General features: G+C 67.2%; 19 protein-coding genes and 1 tRNA gene. 8 read left to right on the forward strand and 12 right to left on the reverse strand.

Annotated features, from left to right (window positions below; translation table 11 throughout):
* Positions 1-33: 33 nt before the first annotated feature.
* The 4 genes from BN3001_RS02335 to argS all read left to right on the forward strand — a co-directional run bounded on the left by BN3001_RS02335 (position 34) and on the right by argS (position 4,935).
* Entirely contained in the window at positions 34-1,080 is a 1,047-nt protein-coding gene (locus tag BN3001_RS02335; protein ID WP_407938264.1) for a radical SAM protein, read from the forward strand.
* A complete protein-coding gene (locus BN3001_RS02340; RefSeq protein WP_070640870.1) occupies positions 1,073-1,381 on the forward strand; it encodes a hypothetical protein in 309 nt (102 codons plus the stop codon). Before BN3001_RS02335 ends, BN3001_RS02340 begins: the two co-directional genes overlap by 8 nt.
* A gap of 116 nt (positions 1,382-1,497) precedes the next feature.
* Positions 1,498-2,976 (forward strand): nicotinate phosphoribosyltransferase, encoded by a 1,479-nt coding sequence (locus BN3001_RS02345; RefSeq protein ID WP_058270232.1) that lies wholly within the window; start codon positions 1,498-1,500, stop codon positions 2,974-2,976.
* Between the two features lie 114 nt (positions 2,977-3,090).
* Complete coding sequence (gene argS, locus BN3001_RS02350) at positions 3,091-4,935, forward strand: arginine--tRNA ligase (protein WP_058270233.1); 1,845 nt, start codon at positions 3,091-3,093, stop codon at positions 4,933-4,935.
* An 83-nt stretch (positions 4,936-5,018) separates the two neighbouring features.
* Here argS and BN3001_RS02355 read toward each other — a convergent pair whose 3' ends face one another.
* From BN3001_RS02355 to BN3001_RS02365, 3 genes are all read right to left on the reverse strand, one after another.
* Positions 5,019-5,816, reverse strand: coding sequence for a YdcF family protein (locus BN3001_RS02355; RefSeq protein ID WP_197407443.1), 798 nt, complete (start codon positions 5,814-5,816; stop codon positions 5,019-5,021).
* A gap of 62 nt (positions 5,817-5,878) precedes the next feature.
* Positions 5,879-5,954, reverse strand: a tRNA-Ala gene (locus BN3001_RS02360).
* Between the two features lie 61 nt (positions 5,955-6,015).
* Positions 6,016-6,711 (reverse strand): HAD family hydrolase, encoded by a 696-nt coding sequence (locus BN3001_RS02365; protein ID WP_058270234.1) that lies wholly within the window; start codon positions 6,709-6,711, stop codon positions 6,016-6,018.
* 159 nt (positions 6,712-6,870) lie between these two features.
* On the opposite strand from BN3001_RS02365, the gene BN3001_RS02370 reads away from it, so the two are divergent.
* Positions 6,871-8,283 carry a Sapep family Mn(2+)-dependent dipeptidase gene (locus BN3001_RS02370; RefSeq protein WP_058270235.1) on the forward strand — a complete coding sequence of 471 codons (1,413 nt, stop codon included), beginning with the start codon at positions 6,871-6,873 and terminating at the stop codon, positions 8,281-8,283.
* A 242-nt stretch (positions 8,284-8,525) separates the two neighbouring features.
* Here BN3001_RS02370 and BN3001_RS02375 read toward each other — a convergent pair whose 3' ends face one another.
* The 3 genes from BN3001_RS02375 to BN3001_RS02385 form a co-directional block, all read right to left on the reverse strand.
* On the reverse strand, positions 8,526-11,153 hold the full coding sequence (locus BN3001_RS02375) for a bacterial transcriptional activator domain-containing protein (protein WP_148362924.1): 2,628 nt from the start codon (positions 11,151-11,153) through the stop codon (positions 8,526-8,528).
* A 66-nt stretch (positions 11,154-11,219) separates the two neighbouring features.
* Positions 11,220-12,560 carry a polysaccharide deacetylase family protein gene (locus BN3001_RS02380; protein WP_058270237.1) on the reverse strand — a complete coding sequence of 447 codons (1,341 nt, stop codon included), beginning with the start codon at positions 12,558-12,560 and terminating at the stop codon, positions 11,220-11,222.
* A 320-nt stretch (positions 12,561-12,880) separates the two neighbouring features.
* Complete coding sequence (locus BN3001_RS02385) at positions 12,881-14,113, reverse strand: DUF1015 domain-containing protein (protein ID WP_058270238.1); 1,233 nt, start codon at positions 14,111-14,113, stop codon at positions 12,881-12,883.
* A 178-nt stretch (positions 14,114-14,291) separates the two neighbouring features.
* Here BN3001_RS02385 and BN3001_RS02390 point away from each other — a divergent pair, with 178 nt between their 5' ends.
* From BN3001_RS02390 to BN3001_RS02400, 3 genes are all read left to right on the forward strand, one after another.
* Positions 14,292-14,981 carry an HAD family hydrolase gene (locus BN3001_RS02390; protein WP_058270239.1) on the forward strand — a complete coding sequence of 230 codons (690 nt, stop codon included), beginning with the start codon at positions 14,292-14,294 and terminating at the stop codon, positions 14,979-14,981.
* A gap of 138 nt (positions 14,982-15,119) precedes the next feature.
* A complete protein-coding gene (locus tag BN3001_RS02395; RefSeq protein ID WP_058270240.1) occupies positions 15,120-15,491 on the forward strand; it encodes a phasin family protein in 372 nt (123 codons plus the stop codon).
* Positions 15,492-15,501: 10 nt separating this feature from the next.
* Positions 15,502-17,220, forward strand: coding sequence for an ABC1 kinase family protein (locus tag BN3001_RS02400; RefSeq protein ID WP_082629928.1), 1,719 nt, complete (start codon positions 15,502-15,504; stop codon positions 17,218-17,220).
* Between the two features lie 107 nt (positions 17,221-17,327).
* Here BN3001_RS02400 and BN3001_RS02405 read toward each other — a convergent pair whose 3' ends face one another.
* From BN3001_RS02405 to BN3001_RS02430, 6 genes are all read right to left on the reverse strand, one after another.
* Positions 17,328-18,350, reverse strand: coding sequence for an RlpA-like double-psi beta-barrel domain-containing protein (locus BN3001_RS02405; RefSeq protein WP_058270241.1), 1,023 nt, complete (start codon positions 18,348-18,350; stop codon positions 17,328-17,330).
* Positions 18,351-18,537: 187 nt separating this feature from the next.
* Positions 18,538-19,218: a peptidylprolyl isomerase gene (locus BN3001_RS02410; protein ID WP_058270517.1), complete on the reverse strand. Its 681-nt coding sequence runs from the start codon at positions 19,216-19,218 to the stop codon at positions 18,538-18,540.
* Entirely contained in the window at positions 19,215-20,357 is a 1,143-nt protein-coding gene (locus tag BN3001_RS02415; protein WP_058270242.1) for a hypothetical protein, read from the reverse strand. The genes BN3001_RS02410 and BN3001_RS02415 overlap by 4 nt, the downstream gene beginning before the upstream one ends.
* A gap of 296 nt (positions 20,358-20,653) precedes the next feature.
* On the reverse strand, positions 20,654-22,543 hold the full coding sequence (locus BN3001_RS02420; RefSeq protein WP_058270518.1) for an ABC transporter ATP-binding protein: 1,890 nt from the start codon (positions 22,541-22,543) through the stop codon (positions 20,654-20,656).
* Between the two features lie 100 nt (positions 22,544-22,643).
* The gene (locus tag BN3001_RS02425) at positions 22,644-24,530 is read right to left on the reverse strand and encodes an ABC transporter ATP-binding protein (RefSeq protein ID WP_082629930.1); all 1,887 of its coding nucleotides are present in this window, start codon (positions 24,528-24,530) and stop codon (positions 22,644-22,646) included.
* Positions 24,527-25,042: a MarR family winged helix-turn-helix transcriptional regulator gene (locus BN3001_RS02430; RefSeq protein ID WP_235815017.1), complete on the reverse strand. Its 516-nt coding sequence runs from the start codon at positions 25,040-25,042 to the stop codon at positions 24,527-24,529. Before BN3001_RS02430 ends, BN3001_RS02425 begins: the two co-directional genes overlap by 4 nt.
* Between the last annotated feature and the right edge of the window lie 241 nt (positions 25,043-25,283).

Raw genomic sequence — 25,283 nt, forward strand, 5'->3', positions numbered from 1 at the left:
CTGTTGTCCTTGAGGACGTAGGTGCCGTCCGTGATGGTCGAGCCCCTCTCGGCGGTGAGCGCGGTCTTGAAGCCGGTCATCGTGAGCGTGCCCGCGCCCGTGGGGGGGGCGCCGCCCTTGAGGACGATGCCGTCCACGCCGTTGTCGCTACCGGGGGCCTGCGCGCCGGCGGCCGCAACGGAGCGCGTCGCGCCCGCGGGGACCTCGCGCCTGCGCGTGGCTCGCTGCGCCCTGCACTTCTGGGAGGAACCGCCCATCTCGGGCGAGGCGGGCTCCGGCGCCATCTTCTTCACGGGCTGCCCCTTGCGCTGCGTCTTCTGCCAGAATCACGGCATCTCCCAGGAGGGCTTTGGCCTCGAGGTGTCCTGCGAGCGGTTGGCGGCCATGATGCTCGAGCTCGAGGCTCAGGGTGCGCTCAACATCAACCTGGTGACGCCCCTGCACTTTGCGCCTCAGGTCAAGCTCGCCGTGCGCGCCGCCCGCGCGGCGGGGATGAGCCTGCCTGTGGTGTGCAACACCTCGGGCTACGAGACGGAGGAGGTCGTCTCGCTGATGTCGGACGTCGTGGACGTCTGGCTCACGGACTTCAAGTACGCGTCCCGCGAGCTGGCGGGTCGTCTCTCGCACGCCGCCGACTACCCCCTCGTCGCCGAGCGGGCCCTCCTTCGGATGCTCGCGGGGCTCAGGGGGCGCGGGGGCCGGCGACTTGGCGAGGACGGGCGCATGCTCCAGGGCGTCATCGTGCGCCACCTGGTGATGCCCGGGCAGACGGACGACTCGCTCAGGGTGCTCGATCGCGTCTGGGCGCTCGGCGGCAACGAGCTGGACCTTTCGGTCATGAACCAATACACTCCCAACGAGCGCTGCCGCCGCGAGGGGGGAGACCTCGGGCGCGCGGTGACGGACGAGGAGTACGAGCGCGTTCTTGACCATGCCGACGACCTGGGCTTTGAGCGCCTATGGTGGCAGCAGGGCGGCACGGTCTCGGAGAGCTTCGTCCCCGCCTTTGACGCGACGGGCGTGCGCGGGGCGGAGCTGGGACGACAAGACGTCGGACAGGATGGGGGCAGCCATGAGTGACATGCCGGACGCAGGCCCGCTCTCGGACGAGGAGCGCGCGGAGCTCCAGAGGCTGCGCGCCGAGCGGGCGAGACGCCTTGACGCCGAGCGCGCTCGCAAGGAGCGCCTCGAGCTTCAGCAGCTCAAGGAGGAGCGCGCAGAGGCCGCGAAGGACGAGCGCATCCGCGAGCTGCGCCGACGCAACGCGAGGCTCATGGAGCCCGACGACGAGCTCAACATGCCGTTGGGGCAGAAGGTCGTGCTGGGCGCCATCCTGATCGTCGCCTTGGCCCTCCTGCTCATGATGCTCCTCAACCACTGAGGCCGCGGACGTCCCCTGAGGGGCCGCCCCTCACGTCCCGTGCGTCCCGACGTGCTACGCTGGTGTCCGTAACGACCGCCTGACGGTCATGACGCCACGAGAGAGGGCCCGCGCCCATGGCATTGACAGACACCACCACGCCGCATGACGTGGCGCTCAACACCGACCTGTACGAGCTGACGATGGCCCAGGGCTTCTGGGAGTCGGGTATGCTCGACGTCCACGGCTGCTTCACGGTCTTCTTCCGTGACAACCCCTTCGGCGGGGGCTACGCCGTCGCCTGCGGCATGGGACAGATCGCGGACCTCGTCCGTAACTTCGTGTTTGACGAGGCGTCCATCGCCTATCTCGCCTCGCTCGAGGCGCCGTCCGGCGGCCCCCTGTTCAAGCGGGGCTTCCTTGACTATCTGCGCGACTTTCACCTGCGCGTGAGCGTCTGGTCCGTCGCCGAGGGCGAGCTCGCCTTCCCGCGCGAGCCCCTCGTGCGCGTCGAGGGTCCCATCATCGACTGCCAGCTCCTCGAGACGGCCCTGCTCAACCTTGTCAACTTCCAGACGCTCGTCGCCACGAAGGCGTCGCGCGTCGTGTACGCCGCCGAGGGCCACCCCGTGTCCGACTTTGGCCTCAGGCGCGCCCAGGGCCCTGACGGTGGCCTCGCGGTCGCCCGCGCGTCCTACGTGGGCGGCGCGTCGTCCACCTCAAACGTGCTCGCCGGCAAGGTCTACGGCATTCCCGTCTTTGGCACGCATGCCCATTCCTGGGTGATGGCGTTTCCCACCGAGCTCGACGCCTTCCGCGCCTTCGCCGCCTCGAGCCCCAAGAACTGCGTCCTGCTCCTTGACACGTACGACGTGCATCAAGGCATCAAGAACGCCGTCGTCGTCGCCCGCGAGATGGAGGAGGCCGGTGAGCATCTGGCCGCCGTGCGCATCGACTCGGGGGACCTCGCCAAGCTCTCCAAGGAGACGCGACGGGCCTTTGACGAGGCGGGCCTGCCCTCCGTGAAGATCTCGGCGTCAAACGACCTCGACGAGTACACGATTCAGTCGCTCTTTGCCCAGGGGGCGCCCATCGACTCCTTCGGGGTGGGAACGAAGCTCGCCACCTGTGACCCGCAGCCGTCGCTGGGAGGCGTCTACAAGCTCTCGGCAACGCGCCCGGCGGCGTCGGCGGCCTGGGAGCCTGTCATGAAGCTCTCGGAGATGTCCTACAAGCGCACCATCCCCGGCATCCAGCACGTCAGGCGCTACGTTGACGCCTCGGGCTGCCCGGTGGGCGACATGATCGTCGACGACGCCTACGACATGGGCGGAACCCTCATGGTCGACGCGGTGGACGACCTCGCGAGCTTCGACCTCGCGGGGTATGAGGCCCATGAGCTTCTCGTGGAGCTCGTGCGCGAGGGGCGTGCGGTGGGCGAGGGCGAGGGCATCGAGGCCGCCCGCACGCGCTGTCGCGACGCGCTCATGCACCTGGACCCCGCCGTGCGACGCTTTCTCAACCCGCAGATATACCCGGTGGGCATCGAGGAGGGGCTTGCCCGCGTGAGGCGCGAGCTCGCCCTGCGTGAGCACAGCGGCTCACGGCGCGGGTAGGGCGGCTCCCGGCGCCTCACGATGGGCTGCCGCGCCCTGGTCTCTGATACAATGCAGAAGGTCTATGGAGTGGCGCGCCACGCGCGCCGCGTTCGTCAAACGAAGGAGCAAGCGATGCCCGATACGCTCGAAAATCTGGTCAGGGAAGCCATCCGCGCCGCCCAGCAGGCGGGCGACCTTCCCCCATTCGAAGTGGATGACTGCGGGCTGGAGCGACCCGCCGACACGACGAACGGCGACTGGTCGAGCACCGTGGCGATGCGCTCCGCCCGTCTTGCCCACCTGGCCCCCGCCAAGATCGCCGCGGCCATCGTCAAGCACCTGCCTCCCAACGACGCCGTGGCCACGTGCGAGGTCGCCGGCCCCGGCTTCATCAACTTCTACCTGAGCGCCTCCGCCAACAACGAGGTGTTTCGCACCATTCGCGCCGCCGGCGCCGACTGGGGCAAGGTCAACGTGGGCGACGGGCTGAGCCTCCAGGTCGAGTTCATCTCGGCCAACCCCACCGGCCCCCTGCACGTGGGCCACGGCCGCTGGGCCGCCATCGGCGACTCGCTCTGCAACGTGCTCGAGCATGCCAACTTCAAGGTCCAGCGCGAGTACTACATCAACGACCATGGCAGCCAGATGGACGTCTTCGGCCATTCCGTCGCCCTCAGGTACCTGCAGCTTGACGAGGTCATCAGGAAGCAGGGCCTGAGCCTGGACGAGGCTGCGGCGGAGCTGCTCGCCGACCGCGAGCGCTACGTGGACGACGACCTCGACGCGCATCCTGAGCTGCACCCCTACATGGACGCCTTCAACGAGGCGCTGGGCGGCAACTCCTATGGCGGGGATTACATCATCGACATCGCCAAGGAGTTCTATGCAAAGGACGGCGACGCGTGGGTGTCCGTCAGCCCCGAGGTGCGTGACCCCGAGTTCCGTGAGCGCTCCTATCAGGCCATGCTCGACCGCATCAAGGCCACCTGCCACACGGTTCGCTGCGACTTTGACGAGTGGAAGAGCGAGCGCAGCTTCTACCAGAAGGGCGAGGACGGCTCCACGCCCATCGACCGCGCCTTCCAGAACCTCCGCGAGAAGGGCTACGTCTACACCTCCGAGGACGGCGCCCTCTGGTTCAAGTCGACGGCCTTTGGCGACGACAAGGACCGCGTGCTCATCAAGAGCAACGGCGAGTACACCTACTTCGCCTCCGACGTGGCCTACTGCCTCGACAAGTTCGAGCGCGTGGACTACGAGATCAACATCTGGGGCGCCGACCACCATGGGTACATCAAGCGCGTCCAGTCCGTCGCGGACGCCTTCGGCTATCCCGGCAAGTATGAGGTCCTGCTGGGCCAGTTCGTGAACCTCCTGCGCAACGGCGAGCCGGTCCGCATGTCCAAGCGCAAGGGCACGATGGTCACCTTTGACGAGCTCATCGAGGAGGCGGGCGTAGACGCCACGCGCTACACGCTCATCAGCCGCTCGTCCAACCAGACCATCGACTTCGACATCGAGGCCGTCAAGCAGAAGGACAACTCCAACCCGGTCTATTACGTGCAGTACGCCCACGCGCGCATCTGCTCCATCCTGCGCAAGGCCGCCGGCGTCTCTGAGGATGAGGCCCTGCGGCTGGGCATGGACGAGGTCGCGCGGCGCGCCATCGGCGATGACTGCGACCTTTCGCTGCTCACCGACCCCACCGAGGCCGCCCTGGCCCGCAAGGTCTCAGAGTTCCCCGAGCTCATCGCCGGCTGCGCCCGCGACCGCGCCCCGTTCCGCATCACGCACTTCTGCGAGGAGCTGGCGAGCGCCTATCATGGCTTCTACGCCAACTGCCAGGTGCTTCCCAGCGAGGGGCGCCCGGTGGACGCCGCGCTCTCGCGTGCCCGCCTTGCCGCCTGCGACGCCGTGCGCATCAACCTCGAGGTGGCCCTCAGGCTCATCGGCGTCAACGCCCCCGAGGTCATGTAGGCCTGCGACCGCCATCAGCGCATGACCAGGGCCCCCGGACGCATGTCCGGGGGCCTCGTGCACGAGGGGGCGAGGATCAGGCGCTACCGGCATCCTGTCCGGGAGGCAAAGCGCGGGTTCGCGACGCGAGCGCGGACGCCGAACTCGTCCCTGAGCGTCTCGAAGGCGCGAAGCACCTCGTCGGGCACGTCCACGTGGGCGATGAAGCCCCTGCCGGCCGGCCCGTAGCCTTCTGGCGTGTCATGCAGGCGGGGTATCTCCCCCATGAGCAGGCTGACGTATCGCCCTATGTCCCAGCTGCCGTGCGGCTCTCGCGCATAGGCAAGCTCGCCGTCGCGTTCGACGACGTGCGCGTCGTAGGTCGCAAAGTTGACGACCCTCACCTGCGGGGCGTGCAGGGCGAGGCCGGCGGCCATCCGGCGCTGCATGGTGGCGTCCTGGCAGATGATGAGGCTGTCGTGGGGAACGTCTCGGGCCTTGAGGAGCGCGAGGAGGTTGGTGACGTTATTGCCGCAGTTGGTCGACGCGGTCTCGAGCAGGTCGGCATGAAGCCCGTAGGCGGCGGCCAGGTAGCAATCAAAGATCTCCGCCTCGCAACGCCCGGCGGTCGTGACGTCGGGACGTTCCGCCTGAACGCGCCGGCGCAGCGCCTCGGTGGTGTGGCCCACGCCTCCGACGATGGCGTAGGCGCGCGCGACGTCTTCCCGCATCGCATGGGCGAGGACGTCCGCCCCCGCGAGGATGCTCCCGCCAAAGAGGACCATGACGTCAGCGCGCGGGACGCCCAGAGACTCGCGCAGCCTGTCTTGCGTCAGGGCGGAAACGTCACGGGGCCCGCAGAACCTGCCGAGCATGTTGACGCAGTCCGCCTTGAGTTCCACGGCGTTCCTCTCGGGAGGGAAAAAGACGGACGCGCCCAAAGGGCGCGTCCGCGTCAGAGTCATGGTGGAGATGAAGGGGTTCGAACCCTCGGCCTCAGCGTTGCGAACGCTGCGCTCTCCCAGCTGAGCTACATCCCCGTGCGCGGTGCACAAGGGGTAGTATCGCAATTCCGGCGTGGGCTGTCAACACTCGCGGGGCTCATGCGCACTTTCCCACGGGAGCTATGTCACGCCAGTCGTCGAGCCAGAGGTCGGTGTTGCTACGCAGCTCATGGGGGTCCTGGTTGGCGTCGCCCGAGCGCACGCCGCACACGAGCGCGCCCGCGCGCCTTGCCGAGCGGGCCGCCGCCAGGATGTCCTCAAAGACGATGCACGAGGAGGGGCTGGCCTGGAGGAGCTCGGCCGCCCTGAGGTAGATGTCGGGCTCGTCCTTGGTCACGCCCAGCTCGCCCGCATGGACGCGCACGTCAAAAATCTCGTCCAGGTCAACCGAGCGCATGGCGTCGAGCACGCCGCGTCCGTTGGTGGTGGCAAGGGCGACGGGGACGCCCCGGTCCCTCAGGGCTCGGATGTATGCGTACGCGCCGGGGCGCAGCGTCGCCCTCGTCTCGTACAGGGCCCTTGCCATACGCTCCCATTCAAGGCAGACGTCCTCCACGGATTCGGGCAGCCCGTAGCGCTCGATGGTGTAGCGGGCGCCCGCCGCAAAGCCCAGGATGTTGAGCCGGCGCGAATACTCGACGTCCATCGCGATGCCGCGCGCTCCCAGAAACGCCCTGTCCACCTCATGCCAGAGGGGGGCGGTCGTTGCGATCGTGCCGTCAAAGTCAAAGATGGCGGCCTTGAAGGTGGGGGGCCAGAGATGACGAACGTCTTGTCCTGCCGATGGCGTCACGAGGCTCCTCTCTCATGTCACGACCGCGTTGTCGTCCCACCAGTCTATCAGAGTCAGCCCCTCCGGCCCGCTGGTCGAGGGGTTGCGCGCCTGTGGCATGACGTCTGATATCCTCAGGAGGACCTCTGTCACGACACATCCCAGCGAGAAGGGAACGCAATGACCGACCCCGACATCAAGGACCAGGTACGCGCCTACGTCGATTCCATTTGGGAGGACGCGGTGCGTGACCTGGGAACGCTCGTCTCCATTCGCTCCGTCGAAGACCTGAGCCAGGCCGAGGAGGGCAAGCCCTACGGCCCCGAGTCCTATCGCGCGCTCAAGGCCGCCGTCGACATCGCCGGTCGTCTGGGCCTGGACGCCCATGACTGCGACGGCCACATTGGCTATGCGGACCTGCCGGGCGCCAGCGAGCGTCAGATCGCGATGATCGCCCATACCGACGTGGTCCCCGAGGGCACCGGCTGGACCTACGACCCGTTCACGCTGACGCGTAAGGACGGGATGTTGATCGGCAGGGGCGTCCTGGACGACAAGGGGCCGTTCGTCCTCTCGCTCTACGCTGCCAAATATTATGCAGACCAGGTGCGTCGTACGGGCGAGCCCTTGCCCTACACGCTGCGCGTCATCATCGGAAACAACGAGGAGACCGAGATGGCCGACGTGGAGTGGTATCTCGAGCACTTCCCCCAGCCTGAGTTCTGCTTCTCGCCCGACGCGAACTTCCCGCTCATCTGCGGCGAGAAGGGCGGCTACTCCGCCACCATACGCTCCAAGGCCATAGCCGACGTCATCGTCAGCTTCGAGGGCGGCACGGTGGGCAACGCCGTGGCGGGCGAGGCGACGGCGCTCGTCAGGGCGCAGGCCTCAAAGCTGCCCGCCACCGATCGCATCGACGTCGAGGACGCCACGGACGGCCTCGTGCGACTGACCGCCCACGGCATCGGAGCGCACGCCTCGACGCCGCAGGGGTCCGTCAACGCCATCGGACTTCTCGTTTCCTACCTGCTTGAGCATGGGCTCTGTTCCGAGGCCGAGCGGGACTTCCTCGAGCTGGAGGCGCTCGTCTTTGGCTCGACGGACGGCTCGACGCTGGGCATCGCCGCGTCCGACGAGCTCTTTGACCCGCTGACCTGCATCGGAGGCACGATGCGCACGGTCGATGGCCACTTTGAGCAGACCATCGACTCGCGCTATCCCACCTCCATCACCAGCGAGCAGATCACCGAGCGCGTGGGGGCGCTGTGCCGCGCGCATCACTGCGAGCTCACGGTCGACCTTGACATGGTCCCCTGGTCAACGGACCCCAGCTCCGACGCCATCCGTGCCTGCGTGGGCACGTACAACGAGTACACCGGTCGCAAGGCCGAGCCCTTCACCATCGGCGGCGGCACCTATGCCCGTCACTTCAAGGCCGGCGGCGCCTTCGGGCCCAACGACCCGGCCTTCCCTCTGCCGGACTGGGTGGGCGCCGAGCACTCGGCGGACGAGGGCTTCGCGGAGGAGCAGTTCAAGCGTGCCCTGGAGATCTACATCGTCTCTCTGGGCAAGCTCATGGCGCTCGACTTCTAGAGGCGCGCCGTCCCTGCCTGTGCGCCGCGCGCAGCTCGCATGCCTGGCTTGTGGGGATATGGGTCTGGGACGTGGCAGGGTGTCTGGGGGCGCGACGGGGGTGTTTCACCTTGGTCGCGCCCCGTCATATTCACCGGTTCCATTGTCCGGTCACGGCCGAGGGCCGATCCCACGACCTCACCGGCGCGCGGCGCTGCCGCCGCGTGCCGGTGAACGTCCGCCGAACGACATGGCGTCAGACGCTAGGCGTCAGGCTCACCCTCGAGCGAGCGCATGACGCCGATGAGGACGTCGTCCGGATGGAGCGTGACCAGGGTGCTGACGAAGCTTCGGGCGACGGGAAAGACCTCGGCGTCCACCGAGGCGCGCATGCACGAGAGGAACGACGCGGTCATCTGCTTTGTGGGAGCGACGGGAATGCCGGCACCCTCCAGCAGCGAGGCGGTCTCATCGTGACTCAGGTCCTGGCGAAAGGTGTCGGGGTGCTGGGCGGCAAGCGCCGCCAGCTCCAGGGCCGCCAGGGGAAACGAGCCCTTGAACGCGGCGATCGAGCTGTGATAGGCGGCCTGGGCGGCGAGGATGTTGCCCTTCTGCCACTGGAAGGAGGCCATGCGGTAGTAGCCGATGCCCAGGCCCTCCAGGTCGTGGGCGCGAAGGAGCAGCACCTTGAGCGCCTCGATGGCCTCGTCCGTGTCGCCCCTCTCCTCCAGGCAGCGCACCAGATGGAGGAAGCCGCGATGGTCGAGCGGGGCCAGCTCGACGAGCCTGCGCGCGTGACGGCAGGCCTCGTCGCTGTCACCCAGGGCGAGCCGCGCGCTCGAGCAGATGAGATGACACTCAAAGTAGCCGTCGGGGACGAGCATGATCGACGTCTCGGGCGGGGCAAACAGGCGGTTGTAGAGAGCCCGGTCAACGTAGCTGCCAAAGTAGCGCCACTCGATGCCCTCCGCGTCATCATAGAGCCCCCTGCCGTCAACCTCGCCGAGCGCGCGCTCGCAGCGTTCGAGGGCGGCTCGAGGGTCATGGCGTGCGAGGCTCTCGCGCCCGGCTGCGGCCGCGCGCGAGAGGGCGTCCCCGCTGACGAACTCCTCGGCGATGGCCAGCGGCTCGTTTGACAGCCTCCCGTCGATGAGCCCGCGCACGGTGCGCTCTGCGGCGCTGCGGACGTCGGGGTCGGGATCGTCGCCCGCAAGCTCAAGGATCGTGCCCACGTTTCGCGCGGTGGCGTCCTTGTCGACGTCATGGCTCACGAGACGTCGCAGGATGTCGGTGGCGATCAGGGAACGCTTGTCCGCCTCCTGGATCGCGAGGCCATAGACGCTCTGACAGCCAAGGTCGTGCGCCTGCCGGGGCGGGAGCCTGCGGGAGGAGAGCGAGGGCGACTCATGGCGGCGGGGCGGGCAGAAGCGCGCCTCGTTGAGCGAGAACGACTGCTCGACGGGCCTCAGCATGCCCCGCTCGCGTCGGATCACGGGAACGAAGCGGCGGTACACGCGCTCGAAGTCGCTGACCTTGGCAAGGTCGTGCGCCAGGTCGATCTGGGAGAAGCGCCCGCGGTCAAAGTCAACGGAGAGGTAGCACCAGTGGCGGTTGGCGGTGTCAAGCGTGGCCGCGACCCATACGTGTCGCACCTTCGTCGAGGCCCGGAACGCCTCGGCGGCGAGCAGGATTGCGAGGCGCTGGGCGTAGGCGGAGGCGGCCTTGCGGCGCATCTCGCGGGAGCTTGTCACGACGCCCAGCTGGTCCACAAGCATCGAGGCCGGAAAGACACGGTCGGGCGTCATGGCGAACTCGATGGCGACGTTGCCGTCCGCCACGTTGGTCCTGAACGAGGCCTCCAGGCGATAGGGGAGCACGAGCGACTCTATGGCGTTCGAGATCTGACGCCGGGTCGCCCACTCGCCGTCGGGCACCTCGCCCTCCAAGAGCTCGCCCGCCTCGTCGATGGGCCTGGCCTGGGCGCAGACGTGCCTCAGGACCAGCTCGTTGGCCTCGTAGCAGTCCTCCTCGCTCGCTGACGACTCGAGGTACTTTGAGCAGAAGACCAGCTGGTTGAGGGCCGCCTCAAGGCCCAGGACGCGCAGCCGGGCGAGATAGGCGACGGGACCTGGCGCCATGCGCAGGTAGAAGAGGCCCGACCTGCCCAGCAGGACGACCTTGAGCTGCGGAAGCTCGACGTCATCCTTGAAGAGACCGGCCTCCTCGAGGCGGCGCGCGGCAAAGAGCTCCATCGGCGAGGGGACGAGGCGAGGCGTCGGACGAGACGCTTCCGCCTGCGCCGGCATCGCCAGCGACGCCCCCGCCGCAGGCGTCGGCGCCTCCCCGAGGGGGCGGGATTCGACGTCCTCGGCACCAGCCGGCGCCGCCTCGCGCGCTCGTATGTCTTTGACAAAGAGCTTGAGCTCGGCGAGGGGGTCGTCACTTCGCGCGAGCTGCGCGGCGAGGGATTCCAGGTCGAACTGGGACTGGGCCGTCGTCGTGACGTCGGCTGGCGACGAGCCTACATCCTGCCAGGGGCGCCCGTCCTGCGCGTCCGGGCCCTTGGGACAGAGCCCTGGCGTCGCGTGCCCGGCGACCCCGGCATCCGGGTGCGCCGAGCCGTCATCCGCGTCGTCCGCGTCGGAAGGGACAAGGCGCGAGGCGACGGACGGCCGCTCGTGGACGCCGCTTCTGAACAGCTCGAGCAGAATGAGGCACGCACATCCCAACGCCGACGCCACGATCCAGGCGACGCCGCCCCCGCCGGCCGCAAAGGCCACGCTCACGGCGAAGGCGACTCCCGTCACGAGCTCGACCAGCGCCAGCGACAACGACTGGCGAGCCGACGGGCCCTCCTGCGAAAAGGGTGATGTTGGCGCATGACGTGACATGGGACTCCGGGTCATAGGTGGCAGAGCGGGACGCTTCATGTGACCCTTATACCCAAGCCCCCGTCGCTAGGCGTCGCCGAGCTCCGTAGGCCAGACCGTGTCTGCGGGAGGCCTGGCGTTGCCGCTCTTGATGTCCTGCGGGATGGAGCCGTCGGATTGCATGAGCTCGTTGAGGGTCACGAACTTGTATCCCCGCGCCTGGAGCGCCTCGATGATCTTGGGCAGCGCCTCCAGGTCCTGCTCGCGAGGACCGCCCCCGTCATGCATGAGGATGATGGATCCCGGCACCACCCCGGCCGTCGCCTTGGAGACGATCGCGTCAACGCCGGGTCGCCTCCAGTCCTCGGAATCCTGGGTCCAGTGCACGGAGAGCGACAGAAGGCCGTTGGACCGCAGCCAGGTGGACTCCTTGAACTCTCCGTAGGGGGGTCTCAGGACCGTCGTCTCGACGCCCGTGGCGTTCTTGATGGCCTCAAATCCCTGACTCAGCTCGCCCTGCACGCCCGCGGCGTCGAGCTTCGTGAGCAAGGGATGCGTATGCGAGTGGCAGGCCACCTGATGCCCGTCGTCCACGACCGCCTTGGCGACGTTGGGCAGGCCTTGGACGTTCTGACCCAGCTCGAAGAAGGTGGCCTTGGCGTCGTACCTCTTGAGTATGTCAAGGTATGCCTGCGTGTATTGGGAGGGGCCGTCGTCAAACGTCAGGGCCACGAGCTTCTCGCCCCCGTCAGGCTTGGGATAATGCAGCTTGATGACGCAGTCCTTCTTCTCCTTCGTCGTGACCTGGGCCGTCTCGCCCGAGACCGAGCCGGTGCGGGTCTCGACCTCGCCGACCTGCCCCCACTGCGCGACGTAGGCCAGCGGGCCCTCGACGCCGTCCATCGTGAGCGCGGGCTGCTGCGTGGCGGTCTCGGCCGTGTACTGCTCGATCACGTCATCGCCGTCTGTGACGGTCACCTCGTCGCCCTTGGCGACGCGGTAGGCGCCTGCCTGCTCGTCCGTGAGCTCGGCGCCGTTGACGGTGGCGTTGAGCGGACGTCCGCCGCCCTCCTCGAGGACGGTCCCGCCGACCGAGACAAAGTTGCCCGCCTTGACCGAGACGCCGTTGTCGGCCATGAGCGCGGAGAGGGTCGTGCCGGGCCTGGCCTCGACCTGTTGGCCGTCAAGCGTGAGCGAGACGGGGCGGGTGAGCCAGACGTAGGCCCCGCCCGCCGCGATGAGCACCATGACGACCAGGGCCACGACGAGGGGGAGCTTGGAGCCTCCTCGTTCGGCCGCCCTGCGCGAGCCCTTCTCGGACGCCCCGTCGTAGCTTGACGCGGGGATGTAGTAGGCCTCCTGCGCGTCACGTCGGGGCGTGGGTCGGCCGTGCGTCCTGGTGGGGTGTGCGTGCGTCGACGGTGCCATGCCAGGTTTCCCTGCCTGCACGGCACCCGAGAAGTGCCGCGCGGCACCCCTCGGATGACGAGAGTCGCTTGTGTGTCCCTGCGTGTTGGCTGCCATCGACGCTCGATTCCGCCGCGCCGTCATGGCTCGTCGCGTATGACCCTGCGTGTGACGGGCGGCTGTGCCAGAAAAGTAAACGTGGTTGAACCCTATCATGCGACCGCCTCTGACGCAAGGTGGCGACTCCGCAAAATGGCTCGCGGACACGGCCATGCCCGCCTTTAGGGTGCCATGCCCGCCTTTAGGGCGTGGCCGAGGCGTGCCAGGTGAGCCGGACGAAGTCAGATGCGCCGGATGAACAGGCCGCTTCTGAGCTTTGGCTCAAACCAGGTCGACTTGGGCGGCATGAGCAGTCCGGCGTCGGACACGGCCATGAGCTCGTCGACCGAGGTGGGGTACAGCGAGAACGCCACGCCCTCGGGACCGGCCAGCTCCTCGAGGCGGCCGCTGCCCTCGATGCCGCCCACAAAGCGAATGCGCTCGCTGGTGCGGGGGTCGTCGATGCCCAGGAGGGGCGCGAGCACGCTCTCCTGGAGGACCTGCGCGTCAAGACGGGACACGGGGTCCGCCGGGTTGACGTCGGCCTGCGAGAGCTCAAGCTCATGCCAGGCGCCGTCAAGATACATGCCCACCCGTCCGTGCTCGCGGGGCACGGACGCGGCGGGCGCGGACGTGCCGACGACGTGCCCGACCTGGCGCATGAGGTCCATGAGCTGCCGGGGGGAGTGACCGTTGAGGTCGGCGACCACGCGGTTGTAGGCAAGGACCTTGAGCTGGCTGGCGGGGAAGAGCACGGCGAGAAAGAGGTCGCTCGCCCGCTCGCCGTCGTCCGTCCGTGCCCGTCGCCTCTCGACGCCCACGCGCACCGCGCTTGCGGCGCGGTGATGACCGTCGGCCACGTAGGCATGCGGGACGGTGGCGAAGGTGGCCCTGAAGGCCTCGACGGCGGCAGGGCGCGCGACGCGCCACACCGTCTGCCGCACGCCCTGCCCATCCGTGAAGTCGTAGAGCGGCGTGGCGCAGCTGGCCGCCTTGACCAAGGCGTCCAGGGCGACGTTGTCGGGATAGGTGAGGAAGATGGGCCCCGTCTGAGCTCCCGTGGCGCGAATGTGCTTGACGCGGTCCTCCTCCTTGGCCGCCGTGGTGTTCTCGTGGCGGCGAATCGTGTCGTCTTGGTACTCGTCGACGGAGCAGGCGCAGACGACGCCGGTCTGGGCTCGCCCGCCCTGCTCAAGACGGTAGAGGTAGTAACAGGGCGTCCTGTCGTCGAGCAGGGTGCCGTCCTGCGCCCGCGCCCGGAGGAGCTCGGCCGCCTTGGCATAGACCTCGGGCGCGTACATGTCCTGCTCGGGCGCAAAGTTGGTCTCGGGCCGGTCGATCCTGAGGAAGGACGTGGGGTGCGAGGTCACGTAGGATCGTGCCTGGGCGCGGTCGAACACGTCATAGGGAAGGCTCGCAAACGAGGCCGCCTTGCCCGGGGCGGGACGAAGGCAGCTGATGGGCTCTGCTCGCATGGGACGTCCTCCACATCTGTGACGATGACCGCACGTTGGCCGGGACGCCTCGCGGTGCCTGCCGGTACGTCAAGCATAGCTTCGAGCTATCATGGGACAATGATAATTTCCCGTTTGGTCACGCGCGCGGGCCGCAGCGCCGGACGCGCGGACGCGGGACTGCGAAGGGGGTTGGGCCATGGCGGAGCGCACGGACGTGAGGGCGGATCTTGCCGCCCGCCGCGTCGTCGCCTTTGACTTTGACGGGACGCTGGCGGACACCAGGGCGGGCATCGTCGGGGTGGCCAGCACGGTGCTGCGCCGTCACGGCGTGGGCGATGACGACCTGACGCGCGTGGGCGACATCGTGGGTCCCCCCTTCCCGCAGGCCTTTCAGCTCGTGTTCGGCCTCAGCGAGGAGGAGTCCGTCGAGGTCACCCGCGAGTATCGCGCGATCTATCACAACCTGGGGCCTGACGGCTGGCCCCTGTTTGCGGGAGTGCGCGAGCTGCTCGTCACGCTCAAGGCCGACGGCAGGATCCTCACCACGGCCAGTTCGAAGCGGGTGGAGCTCCTGCGCGCGGGCCTCACCGACAATGGCGTGATCGACCTCTTTGACCTCGTTCTGGGCAAGACCTCCGACGAGGGGTTCTCAAAGGCCCAGGTTCTCGCCCGGGCCGTGGACGCGCTGGGCATGACGTCGAGCGACGTGGTCATGGTCGGCGACCGGCGCTTTGACGTGGAGGCGGCGCACGCGTGCTCGATCCCGTGCGTGGGCGTCGAGTACGGTGGCACCGCCGCGCCCGGGGAGCTCGAAAGGGCGGGTGCCGTCGCCGTGGTGGGATCGGTCGAGGAGCTGGGCCGTCTGCTCCTGGGAGGTCCGCGCTGACGCCGCCCGTGCGACGGCGTCTGTCGCCGTCTGCGGCCGTCATCGCCCCCTCGGACTGAAGCCGGGGCAAATGGGGCATGAGAGCAGCATGTAGGGATGCCGCCCCAGCGGCAGAAACGGCGCATGAAAGGGGTCCGCATGGCAAACTTCGATGATGTGGGAGAGGGCGTCCGCAAGGTCTTCCTGGCCGGCGTCGGCGCGCTCGCCATGGGCGCGGAGCGTTCGCAGAAGATCGTGGAGGACCTCGTCAAGAAGGGCGAGCTGACGGTCGAGCAGGGCAAGGCCCTCAACGAGGAGCTCATGCGGAAGGTGCATGACGCCTCGCAGGACGGCTCGGACGCCCTCATGCGCGCCAAGCTCAGGAGCATGGGCGCCGAGGAGCGCGCCGCCTGGCTCGACAAGCTCCGCCAGATGTCTGACGAGCTGGACGCCCAGGGCGCCGACGCCGACCCCGAGGAGGCGTCGGACGAGCCCGAGGTCGAGGACCCGGACGACGACGACAGCGACTAGGGAGCCATCCATGTCTGACGTGCCGGCCGAGGCCGCCGAGGGGCGGTCGCGGTCGGGCGCCGGCGCCCAGGGCGGCACGCATGACGAGACGATCGGGCTGCTTGGCGGCGGTCTCAAGGGGGCGGGTCGATACCGAATCTCACGGGCGAGCAAGCTTGCGCGCCTGTGGGAGATTCTGTCCATAGCCAGCCATTACGACCTGCTTCGCGGCCTGACGCCCCTCACCCTGCGCCAGCTGCTCGAGGAGTTGGGGCCAACCTTCGTCAAGGCCGGGCAGATACTCTCGATGCGCTCCGAGATCCTGCCGCAGAGCTTCTGCGAGGAGCTCGCCAAGCTGCGCACGAGCGTCGAGCCCATGGGCCGCGACCTTCTCCTTGACACGCTGCGTGCCGAGTACGACCAGCCCCTTGAGGACATCTTTGACGCCATTGACGACGTGCCCTTGGGCTCGGCGTCCGTGGCGCAGGTCCACAAGGCTCGTCTCGCCTCGGGAGAGCTCGTCGCCGTCAAGGTGCAGCGCCCGCACGTGCAGGAGATCATGGCGCAGGACATCTCCATCATGCGCTCCCTTGCCGCCCGCGCCGCCCGCGTCATGGGCGAGGAGCAGTTTCTCGACCTGCAATCCGTGATGGACGAGCTCTGGCAGTCGTTCCTCGAGGAGACGGACTTTCAGGTGGAGGCGCGCAGCCTGGAGGAGTTCAGGCGCAACAACGCGGACTGCCGGTTCGTCGGCAGCCCCCGGCCCATCCCGCGCTACTGCACCGAGCACGTCGTGGTCATGGAGTACATGGAAGGCATTCCCATAGACGACGTGGACGCGCTCAGGGAGGCGGGTTACGACCTGCGCGAGGTCGGCACGAAGCTGGTGGACAACTACGCCCAGCAGATGCTCGACGATGGCTTCTTCCACGCCGACCCCCATCCCGGAAACCTCGTCGTCCAAAAGGGCAAGATCATCTACCTCGACCTGGGGATTATGGGACGCCTCTCGTCCCATGACCGGCTCGCCTTGCAGGAGATGGTCTTTGCCGTCGCAGGCCACGACGTCGCGCGGCTCAAGGAGGGTCTGCTGCGCTTCTCCGTCGGGGAGCTGGGAGACGTCGATCACCCTCACCTGCTGGCCGACCTCGACCACATCATGGACGAGTTTGGCACGGCCGACCTGTCCGAGCTCGATGTGGCTGCCTTCATCAACGCCCTCATCTCGATGGCGCGCAAGGACGGCGTCGAGCTGCCGGGCTCGGTGATCATGCTGGGCAGGTCGCTCGTCACCCTCGAGGGCGTCGCGAACGCGCTCATTCCCGACGTCTCCATGGTCGAGATCATCCGCGACCACATTCGCGCCCATCGCGACCCCGTCTCCCAGGCGCGCGACGACATCCGGGACTTCGCGCAGGACGCGCTCAAGGCGACGAGGGGTCTCGTGCGCGCCGTGCCGGAGGCCTCCGAGACCCTGCGCATGCTCACGCGCGGGCAGCTGCGCATGAACCTCGACCTTCCGGGGACCACCGACCCCATGAGCGACATCGCCCACGCGGCGGACCGCCTTACGATGGGCATCGTGGTAGCCGGCCTCTTCATCGGCTCGTCGGTGGTCTACTACGCCCGCATCAAGCCTGTCATCTTTGGGATTCCCATCATCGGGCTCATCGGCTACCTTGTCGCCCTCGTGCTGGGTCTCTGGATCGTGAGCCAGATCATCGCCGAGGACCGGCGCCGCCGCCGCTAGTGCCCCGCAGTCCTGGCTCACGCGCCCGCCGCTAGCGCCCCGCAGTCCTGACTCCCGTGCCGGTCCTTGCGACCGGCGCCTCGTTGTGACCGGACCTCTCGTCCGGCCTAGCCGACGACGCGATAACCCACCGTGCCGACCCCGTCAAATCCTAGTGCCGCCGCGACGGCGGGCTGAAGGTCAATCTGACGGTTGCCGGCATAGGGACCGCGGTCGTTGACCTCGGCGCGGACGGTCCTGCCTCGATAGGTGATCTCGATGATCGTGCCCAGGGGCATCGTCTTCATGGCCACGGCCATGGAGGTGGGGGTCACGACGTCTCCCGAAGCCGTGACGCCGTACATGAGGCCGTCGCCCACGCCGTACATGGAGGCGAGCACGTACGTGTACGGCGTCTCGGCGTTCGAGCCCTGGCTCGACCCGGAGGATGAGCCCGTGCCCGCATTCGCGGGGCGCGTCGGGGACGTCCCCGTTCCGCCGTCGGACGAGAGGCTGTCGTTGACGGCCGTGGTCGAGGGGTCGCTCACCGTTCCCGCCGCTCGCTGCGCCTCATAGGCGGCCTGAGCGCTGGCGGCATGCTCGACGGCCTTTCTCCGGGCCGCCTGACTTGCCGACTCGGCCTCGTCATAGGCCTGCCTGGCGCTTGCGGCCTGTCTCTCGGCGTCGGCCTTCTGTGCCTCGAGCGTCGCCTTCGTGCGATCGAGCTCGGCTTCGGAGTCCTTGAGCTCGGCGATGGCGTCCGTCTGATAGTTGGCGATGGTGTCGAGGTAGGTGACCTGCTCGATCAGCTCGCCCAGCGTGTCGGCGCTCAGTATGAGACTCACGAGGCCGGGGCCGTTCTCCTGCAGCCGGTACTGGGAGCGCATGGCGAGCGACGCCCGCTCGCGCTGCTGGGGGAGCGTCGCCTCGATCTGGTCGATGCGCGACTGATTCTCGGCGATCTGGTCGTTGAGGGCGTCGACGCGGTCCTGGGCCTGCTGGTAGGCGGCGCTTGCCGCGATCGCCCTGTTCTGGAGGTCTTCGAGGTCACCCTCCGCGAGAGCGGGGGAGGCCCCCATGGCAAGCAGGGCGAGCAGGAGTAAGGCGGCGAGTGCCGACGCGAGACGGGGTGTCCGATTGAGTGAGGGCATGCTCCTCCAGGGTGACGTGGATAGCTGTCATCCGGCGTCTGGCACGGCGTCCAAGGCGCACGATTGCTGTCTGATGGTACTGCGAAATGCGTGCCTTCGACAAAAATCCTTAAGTACGGCTTGAGAGTTTTGCCGGCGCGCGACGCCGCTCGGATGATCGGGCGATGGCTTGGCCACGTCAGGCCGGCTAGTCGAGCATGCGAATGGAGCTGATCTTGGGCTGCCGGTCGGGCGCCACCGTCCCGTTGTCATCCGTGACGGGGGTGGTCTCGCAGATGTCGTCGATGACGTCCATGCCGTCGGTCACCCTCCCGAAGGCGGCATAGTTTCCGTCGAGCGAGCTGGCGTCCTGTTGGACGATGAAGAACTGGGAGCTTGCCGAGTCGTTCTCACTCGAGCGCGCCATGCTGATGACTCCGCGCTCGTGTCGGATGGCGTTGACGACGCCGTTGGCGCCGAACTCTCCCATGATGGTCCGACCCGAGCCCCCGGTGCCGTCCCCCTTGGGATCGCCGCCCTGCGCCATGAAGCCCTTGATGATGCGATGGAACGTGAGGCCGTCGTAAAAGCCTCGCGTGACCAGGTCGGCAAAGTTGCTGACCGTGATGGGGGCGTTGCTGGCGTTGAGCTCCAGCGTGAGGGTCCCGTGTCCCTCGACCTCCAGCGCGGCATGGTGAAGACCCGTGTCAAAGCCGTTGTCGAGCGCCTTGGTGAGGGTGCCGGAGAGCGTGCCGGAAGCGTCGTCCGCGGCGGGCGTTGCGGCGGGCACAGAGCAGCCGGCAAGGGCCAGCGAGGCGGCCCCGGCAGCCGAAAGGACGAAGCTGCGACGTGTCATCGCGGGCGACGTGGGAAGGGTGTGCGCGCTCATGGGCATACAACCTCGCTTTGCTGGAAGGGAAGGCGCCGGCCCGCCCGCGAGCGACGCCTGCGGCGCATGTCGATCACCTTGTACCATAGCTCATGCGGTCCGAGGCGAAGCTGACGCCAGCGCAGTCCCCGCGCCCGCCCGCGCGTCCGATTGCGCGCCTGAGTCTGTGGCGGAATGCCTTTTGCGACGCCAAAGGCTGCGAGCACGCGTCCCACGCGGGCTGCGTCACGGGCGTCGGACCCGGAGAACCGGGCGACCTCGATGCCATAGGCCGTGACGCGTGACTCGCGGAGTCGCTCCGCGCGGCGGACCTCCTCGGGGTCGGCGCCGCCGGTCAGGTTGGGGTCGAGGTACTTGTCGCGACCATCGAGCTCGATGTCCACCAGCACGCCTGCGGCATTTCTGACCACGAGGTCAAGGCGAAAGCTTCGGGAGGGGTCGATGGGATCCTTGATGACGAGCTGCGGCGTCGGGACGGGAAAGCCCAGCTTGACGATCGTCGCCCGCAGGGCGGACTCGCCACCGCTCTCGGAGCGCCCGTCAGCGAAGGAGGCGGTCAGACGCGCCTGAGGGACGCCCTTGACGCCGTGTCCAAGATCCTTGAGGAGGTTCTGAAGCTGACGTCGCGTCGTTCCCGTTCGACGCAGATACCCATCCGCCACGACGAGGCCCTCGGTGAAGTCAAGCGAGCAGAGGCAGTCGACGACGGTCTGGTCAAGCGACGTGACGCGCACGCCGTCATGGGTCGTGACCTGCGCATCGCTGCGCTGATGCCATCTAATCGAGGATGTTGGCCCCTGCCTGCGACCGCCGGTGGAACGCAGGGCGTGAACCTGTCCCAGCAGCTGCCAGCTGACGGGCAGGTCCCATATGAGCGCGGCGGTCACATGGCAAAACGTGAGGTAGGGGTGCTGGCGGGCGAGCGCTCGCACGATGCGGCGGCATCGTTGGGCGGGGTTCAGGCGGTCCCAGAGCTCCGTCGGGCAGTAGAGGCCGCGCAGGGGGGACGTCATGCGATCCTGACGCACGAGTCGACACAGCCGCAAGCGATCACGCTGGCTGTCTGCGACCAGGCACCGCTCCTCCTGCTCAGCCTCCTCGATCATGAGTCGCAGCTCGTTCGCAACGCGTTCGCTCATGGGCGCCTCCTTGGGACTCGCCTGGTGACACCATACCTCCCGGCAAACGTATGCATGGGTGTCGCTTAGCCAAAACACGACCGATATATCAAAAATTTGGAGCTTTGGGGGGATATTCTGATATAAGTGTCGTGTTTTGGCTAAGCGGACTCGCCGCAGCGCCGTGGCATCGGCCCGACGCGGCAGGGCTATGAATCAGTATTCACTTCATAGAATAATAATGGACATTATATGCATTAGCATCGCAGGTTCGGTGCGTCTCCCGTCACGCGACCGTCACGCGCCGCCACCACCCGTCATTCGAGCTCGAACGCTCCGGTATAGAGCTGGTAGTAGGTGCCCCCCTGGGCGATGAGCTCATCGTGCGTGCCACGCTCTATGATGCGCCCGTGGTCAAGTACGATGATGACGTCGGAGTTGCGCACGGTCGAAAGTCGGTGAGCGATCACGAAGGTCGTGCGCCCTTGCATGAGGGCGTCCATGCCGCGTTGCACGATCTGCTCCGTGCGTGTGTCGATGGAGCTCGTGGCCTCGTCCAAGATCATGACCGGCGGATTGGCCACGGCAGCTCGCGCAATGGACAGAAGCTGTCGCTGACCCTGGGAAAGCTGGGAGGCGTTATCGGTGAGAAGGGTCCGGTAGCCCTGGGGCAGGCGCTCGATGAAGCTATCCGCCCCCGCAAGACGGGCGGCCGCCCGGCATTCCTCGTCCGTCGCGTCGAGGCGGCCATAGCGGATGTTGTCCATGACCGTGCCCGTGAAGAGGTTCACGTCCTGCAGGACGATGCCCAGCGAGCGGCGCAGGTCGGCCTTCCTTATTTTGTTGATGTTGATGCCGTCGTAGCGAATCTTGCCGTCGTCGATGTCGTAGAAGCGGTTGATGAGGTTGGTGATCGTCGTCTTGCCCGCGCCCGTCGCGCCAACGAAGGCGACCTTCTGCCCGGGCAGCGCGTAGAGCGATATGTCGTGCAGCACGATGTGATCCGGGCTGTAGCCAAAGTCAACGTGGTCAAGGACCACCTCTCCCTGAAGCGGGACGAGCGTGGTCGTGCCCTTTGCCCGATGCGGATGCCTCCAGGCCCAGCCCGTGCCGTCATTCGCGCTTCCGTGCCCATTGCCTTCGCACCTGTTGCCTTCGCACCCGTCGTCCTCACGCACGAGCGTGACGTATCCGTCGTCAGCCTCGACGTCACGGTCGAGCAGGGCAAAGATGCGCTCGGCGCCGGCCAGGCCCATGACCACGAAGTTGACCTGCTGCGACACCTGTCCGATGGAGCCTGCGAAGCGCTTGGTGAGGTTGAGGTAGGGAACGACGATGTCGATGGACAGCGTCATGCCGCTGAGGGAGGGGTTGGGAAGTCCCACCGCCAGGAACAGGCCGCCGCAGAGCGCCACGAGCACATAGGCGAGGTTGCCAAGGTTCATGAGAATGGGCCCCAGGCTGTTGCCGTAGATGTTGGCGTTCCTCGCCGCCTGGAACAGCTCCTCGTTGACGACGTCAAATCCCGCCTGCATGGCCGGTTCGTGCGAGAAGACCTTGATGACCTTCTGCCCGTTCATGGCCTCTTCGGCGAAGCCCTCGGCCTTGGCGAGCGAGACCTGCTGCGCCAGGAAGAAGCGCGCCGAGCGCCCGCCCATGAAGCGCACGAGCCACCCCATCACGGCCACGAAGACGAGCACCACGAGCGAAAGCGGCAGCGAGAACCATGCCATGACGGCCAGCGTCGACGCCATCTGCAGGAACATCGAGAGAAGGTTGGGGAGCGCCTGGCTGATGAGCTGGCGCAGCGTATCGACGTCGTTCGTGTAGTGCGACATGATGTCGCCGTGCTTGGTGGTGTCAAAGTAGCTGATCGGCAGCTTCTCCATGTGGTCAAACATCTGGTTGCGGACCTTCATGAGGGTGCCCTGGGTGACGACGGCGCCCAGCTGCGTCTGTATGGTGGTGCAGGAGAAGGCGACCACGTAGACGCCTATGAGCCTAAGAACGAGGGGGGCGATCTCCCGCTCTGCTCCCGCCCAGTCGCCCGCCGCCCAGTACCTTGACACGATCTCGAGGGCCCTCTGCATGAAGACGGAGGGAAGCGACGTCAGGATTGCCGCGACGAGGATGCACGCGGCCATGGCGGTGACATGCACGGGAAAGTAGCCAAAGACGAGCCTGAGGGTGCGTCCCAGGGTGGCCATGGGCCTGCCGGCGCCCCGCCCGCGCTTGTCGCCGAGGTTGAGGTTGGCGCGCTCATCGGAGACGAACTGCCCCTCCGACTTGCCCTTGTTGGAGACGTTCTTACTCATGGGACCCTCCCTGTCCCTGACCAGGGTCCTCGACGCCTGCCATGGCGCCCATCTTGAGGTCATGGGACTGCTTGTTCTGCGAGGTGTAGGTCTCGCGGTAGATGTCGTTGTCGCGAAGCAGCTCCTCGTGGGTGCCGATGGCGTCGATGCGCCCGTCACGCATGACCACGATGCGGTCCGCGTCCTCCACGGAGCTCGTGCGCTGTGCGATGATGATCTTGGTCGTCTGGGGGACGAAGGTCATGAGACCCTGTCGGATGAGCTTGTCGGTCTTGGTGTCCACGGCGCTGGTCGAGTCGTCGAGGACGAGGACCTTGGGGCGCCTGAGCAGGGCGCGTGCTATGCAGAGGCGCTGCTTCTGCCCGCCGGAGACATTGGTGCCCCCCTGCTCGACGTACGTGTCGTACTTCTTGGGCATGCGCTGGACGAACTCGTCGGCCTGGGCGAGCCTGGCGGCCTCGATGAGCTCCTCGTCCGTGGCGTCGGGGTTGCCCCAGAGCAGGTTCTCCCGGATGGTGCCCGAGAAGAGCACGTTGCGCTGAAGCACGACGGCAACCTCGCCCCGCAGGGTGTCCAGGTCGTACTCGCGCACGTCGCGCCCGCCCACCTTGACGGTGCCGTCGCTGACGTCATAGAGCCGGCTGATGAGCTGGATGAGTGTCGACTTTGACGAGCCGGTGCCGCCTATGATACCGATGACCTCGCCGCTTCGTATGTGGAGGTCGATGTCGTCCAGGGCCGGTCGCTCCGCGTCCCTGTCATAGGCAAAGCTCACGTGGTCAAAGTCCACCGAGCCGTCGAGCACGGTGTAGCGGGGGTGGTCTGGGTTTTTGATGTCCGGCGTCTCGACCAGCACCTCGCAGATGCGCCTGGAGCTCTCCTCCGACATGGTGACCATCACGAAGATCATGGAGAGCATCATGAGGCTTATGAGCATGGAGAAGCCGTAGGTGATGAGCGCGGACATCTGCCCCACCTGCATGGCCCTGCCGGCGGAGGACACGATCGCCATCGACCCGAAATAGATGACGAACGTGTAGATGACGTCGATGGCGAGGGTCATCATCGGGGCGTTGAGGGCGAAGATGCGCTCGATGTGCAAAAAGTCGTGACACAGGTCCAGGGAGGTCCGCCGAAAGCGCTCGCACTCGTAGTCCTCGCGCACGAACGACTTGACAACGCGGATGCCGCTGACGTTCTCCTCGACGAAGTCGTTGAGCGCGTCGTACTTCTTGAAGACTCGGCGAAACAGGGGCATGACCTTGAGGGCGACGCCAAAGACACCCACCCCCAGCAGCAAAGACACGATGACGTAGATGATCGCCATGGCGCCTCCCGTGAGAAAGGCCATGACGATGGCGAAGACGATCAGCATGGGCGCACGAATGGCGGTGCGGATGATCATCATGTAGGCGAGCTGCACGTTATTGGTGTCGGTGGTGAGGCGCGTCACCAAGGAGCTCGTGGAGAAGCGGTCGATGTTCGAGAACGAGAAGCCCTGGATGGCCCTGAACAGGTCGCTGCGGAGGTTGCGGGCAAAGCCCGTCGCGGCGATCGAGCAGGTGACGCCCGCCCCGGCGCCGCAGGCGAGCGAAATGACGGCGAGGGCGACGAGGATGAGGCTGTAGCGCGCGATGACCTCCATACCAGCGCCCGCCTGGAGCTGGTCGATGAGCTGGGCCGTGATGAACGGGATGACGCACTCGATCGCGACCTCGCCCACGACCAGCACGGGCGTGAGCAGCGTCGGGCGCATGAATTCCCTGACGCTCGCCCCCAGCGTCGAGAAGATCTGCCCGTAGCTCAGCGACGCCCCGTCGGGGCCCGCGACGATCGCCCCGTCGGCCCGGACGTCGTTCTGGCCGCGACGTGCGCTCATCGTGCGACCTCGCGCGGGCCCTGCGCGCGTCTCGGCCTGTCGGCGTCCTGGGGCGTGGTGCCCCTCCAGTCGCGGGAGACGCGTTCGAGCATCGAGACGAACGCCTCCTTCTCGTCGTCGGCAAGGGCGGCGAGGCAGCGGCTCTCGAACAGGCGGTGGCCCTCGGTGACCGTCGTCGCGCTCTGCGCGCCGGCATCGGTCAGCTCGATGACGAGCTGTCGGCGGTCCCGCTCAGAGCGCGTGCGGCTGATGAGCCCCTCGGCCTCGAGCTTGCTGAGGACCTCCGAGAGGGCGGCGGCGCTGATGGGGAAGAGCTCCTGCAGCTCGCGCTGAGTGAGGCGGCCGCCGTGGGTGAGCAGCTTGGCGAGGATGCGCTGCTTGCCGCATCTGCCGCCGGCGTGGACGTGCAGGTAGTGTCCAAAGTACCCCAGGCAGTGCAGCGCGCGCTGCTCGAGCGTGGGGACCATAGGCTCGCGGTCACGTGCGGTCGTCGATGACGGTTCGTTGCTCAATGGCGTGCTTCCTTCCCGTGAGTCGTGCGTGGCTCGTCGTGTCGTCGCGCACGGGGTGCGTGCCGGTCATTCGGCCGGTCGCTCGGGCATGCGGCGCGAAAGCAGCCTACGGTCGAACGCGTCCATTGTCAAGGTACCTAATGACCTGTTTCGTGCAGCACCGTACTTTTTTCACAGAAGGTTCTCGCGGGAGGCCCTCGCGAGCTTCGCGGCCTGTCTTCGTGGCATGGCCGCCAGCGCG

It is taken from the genome of Olsenella massiliensis (assembly GCF_001457795.1).
In the GTDB taxonomy this organism is placed as follows: domain Bacteria; phylum Actinomycetota; class Coriobacteriia; order Coriobacteriales; family Atopobiaceae; genus Olsenella_F; species Olsenella_F massiliensis.

What these genes read in the sequence shown, in the direction of transcription:
- BN3001_RS02335 (WP_407938264.1), top strand. Translation starts at nt 34, where the DNA reads ATGGTCGAGCCCCTCTCGGCGGTGAGCGCGGTCTTGAAGCCGGTCATC.
- BN3001_RS02340 (WP_070640870.1), top strand. Translation starts at nt 1,073, where the DNA reads ATGAGTGACATGCCGGACGCAGGCCCGCTCTCGGACGAGGAGCGCGCG.
- BN3001_RS02345 (WP_058270232.1), top strand. Translation starts at nt 1,498, where the DNA reads ATGGCATTGACAGACACCACCACGCCGCATGACGTGGCGCTCAACACC.
- argS (WP_058270233.1), top strand. Translation starts at nt 3,091, where the DNA reads ATGCCCGATACGCTCGAAAATCTGGTCAGGGAAGCCATCCGCGCCGCC.
- BN3001_RS02370 (WP_058270235.1), top strand. Translation starts at nt 6,871, where the DNA reads ATGACCGACCCCGACATCAAGGACCAGGTACGCGCCTACGTCGATTCC.
- BN3001_RS02375 (WP_148362924.1), bottom strand. Translation starts at nt 11,153, where the DNA reads ATGTCACGTCATGCGCCAACATCACCCTTTTCGCAGGAGGGCCCGTCG.
- BN3001_RS02380 (WP_058270237.1), bottom strand. Translation starts at nt 12,560, where the DNA reads ATGGCACCGTCGACGCACGCACACCCCACCAGGACGCACGGCCGACCC.
- BN3001_RS02385 (WP_058270238.1), bottom strand. Translation starts at nt 14,113, where the DNA reads ATGCGAGCAGAGCCCATCAGCTGCCTTCGTCCCGCCCCGGGCAAGGCG.
- BN3001_RS02390 (WP_058270239.1), top strand. Translation starts at nt 14,292, where the DNA reads ATGGCGGAGCGCACGGACGTGAGGGCGGATCTTGCCGCCCGCCGCGTC.
- BN3001_RS02395 (WP_058270240.1), top strand. Translation starts at nt 15,120, where the DNA reads ATGGCAAACTTCGATGATGTGGGAGAGGGCGTCCGCAAGGTCTTCCTG.
- BN3001_RS02400 (WP_082629928.1), top strand. Translation starts at nt 15,502, where the DNA reads ATGTCTGACGTGCCGGCCGAGGCCGCCGAGGGGCGGTCGCGGTCGGGC.
- BN3001_RS02405 (WP_058270241.1), bottom strand. Translation starts at nt 18,350, where the DNA reads ATGCCCTCACTCAATCGGACACCCCGTCTCGCGTCGGCACTCGCCGCC.
- BN3001_RS02410 (WP_058270517.1), bottom strand. Translation starts at nt 19,218, where the DNA reads ATGAGCGCGCACACCCTTCCCACGTCGCCCGCGATGACACGTCGCAGC.
- BN3001_RS02415 (WP_058270242.1), bottom strand. Translation starts at nt 20,357, where the DNA reads ATGAGCGAACGCGTTGCGAACGAGCTGCGACTCATGATCGAGGAGGCT.
- BN3001_RS02420 (WP_058270518.1), bottom strand. Translation starts at nt 22,543, where the DNA reads ATGGCCACCCTGGGACGCACCCTCAGGCTCGTCTTTGGCTACTTTCCC.
- BN3001_RS02425 (WP_082629930.1), bottom strand. Translation starts at nt 24,530, where the DNA reads ATGAGCGCACGTCGCGGCCAGAACGACGTCCGGGCCGACGGGGCGATC.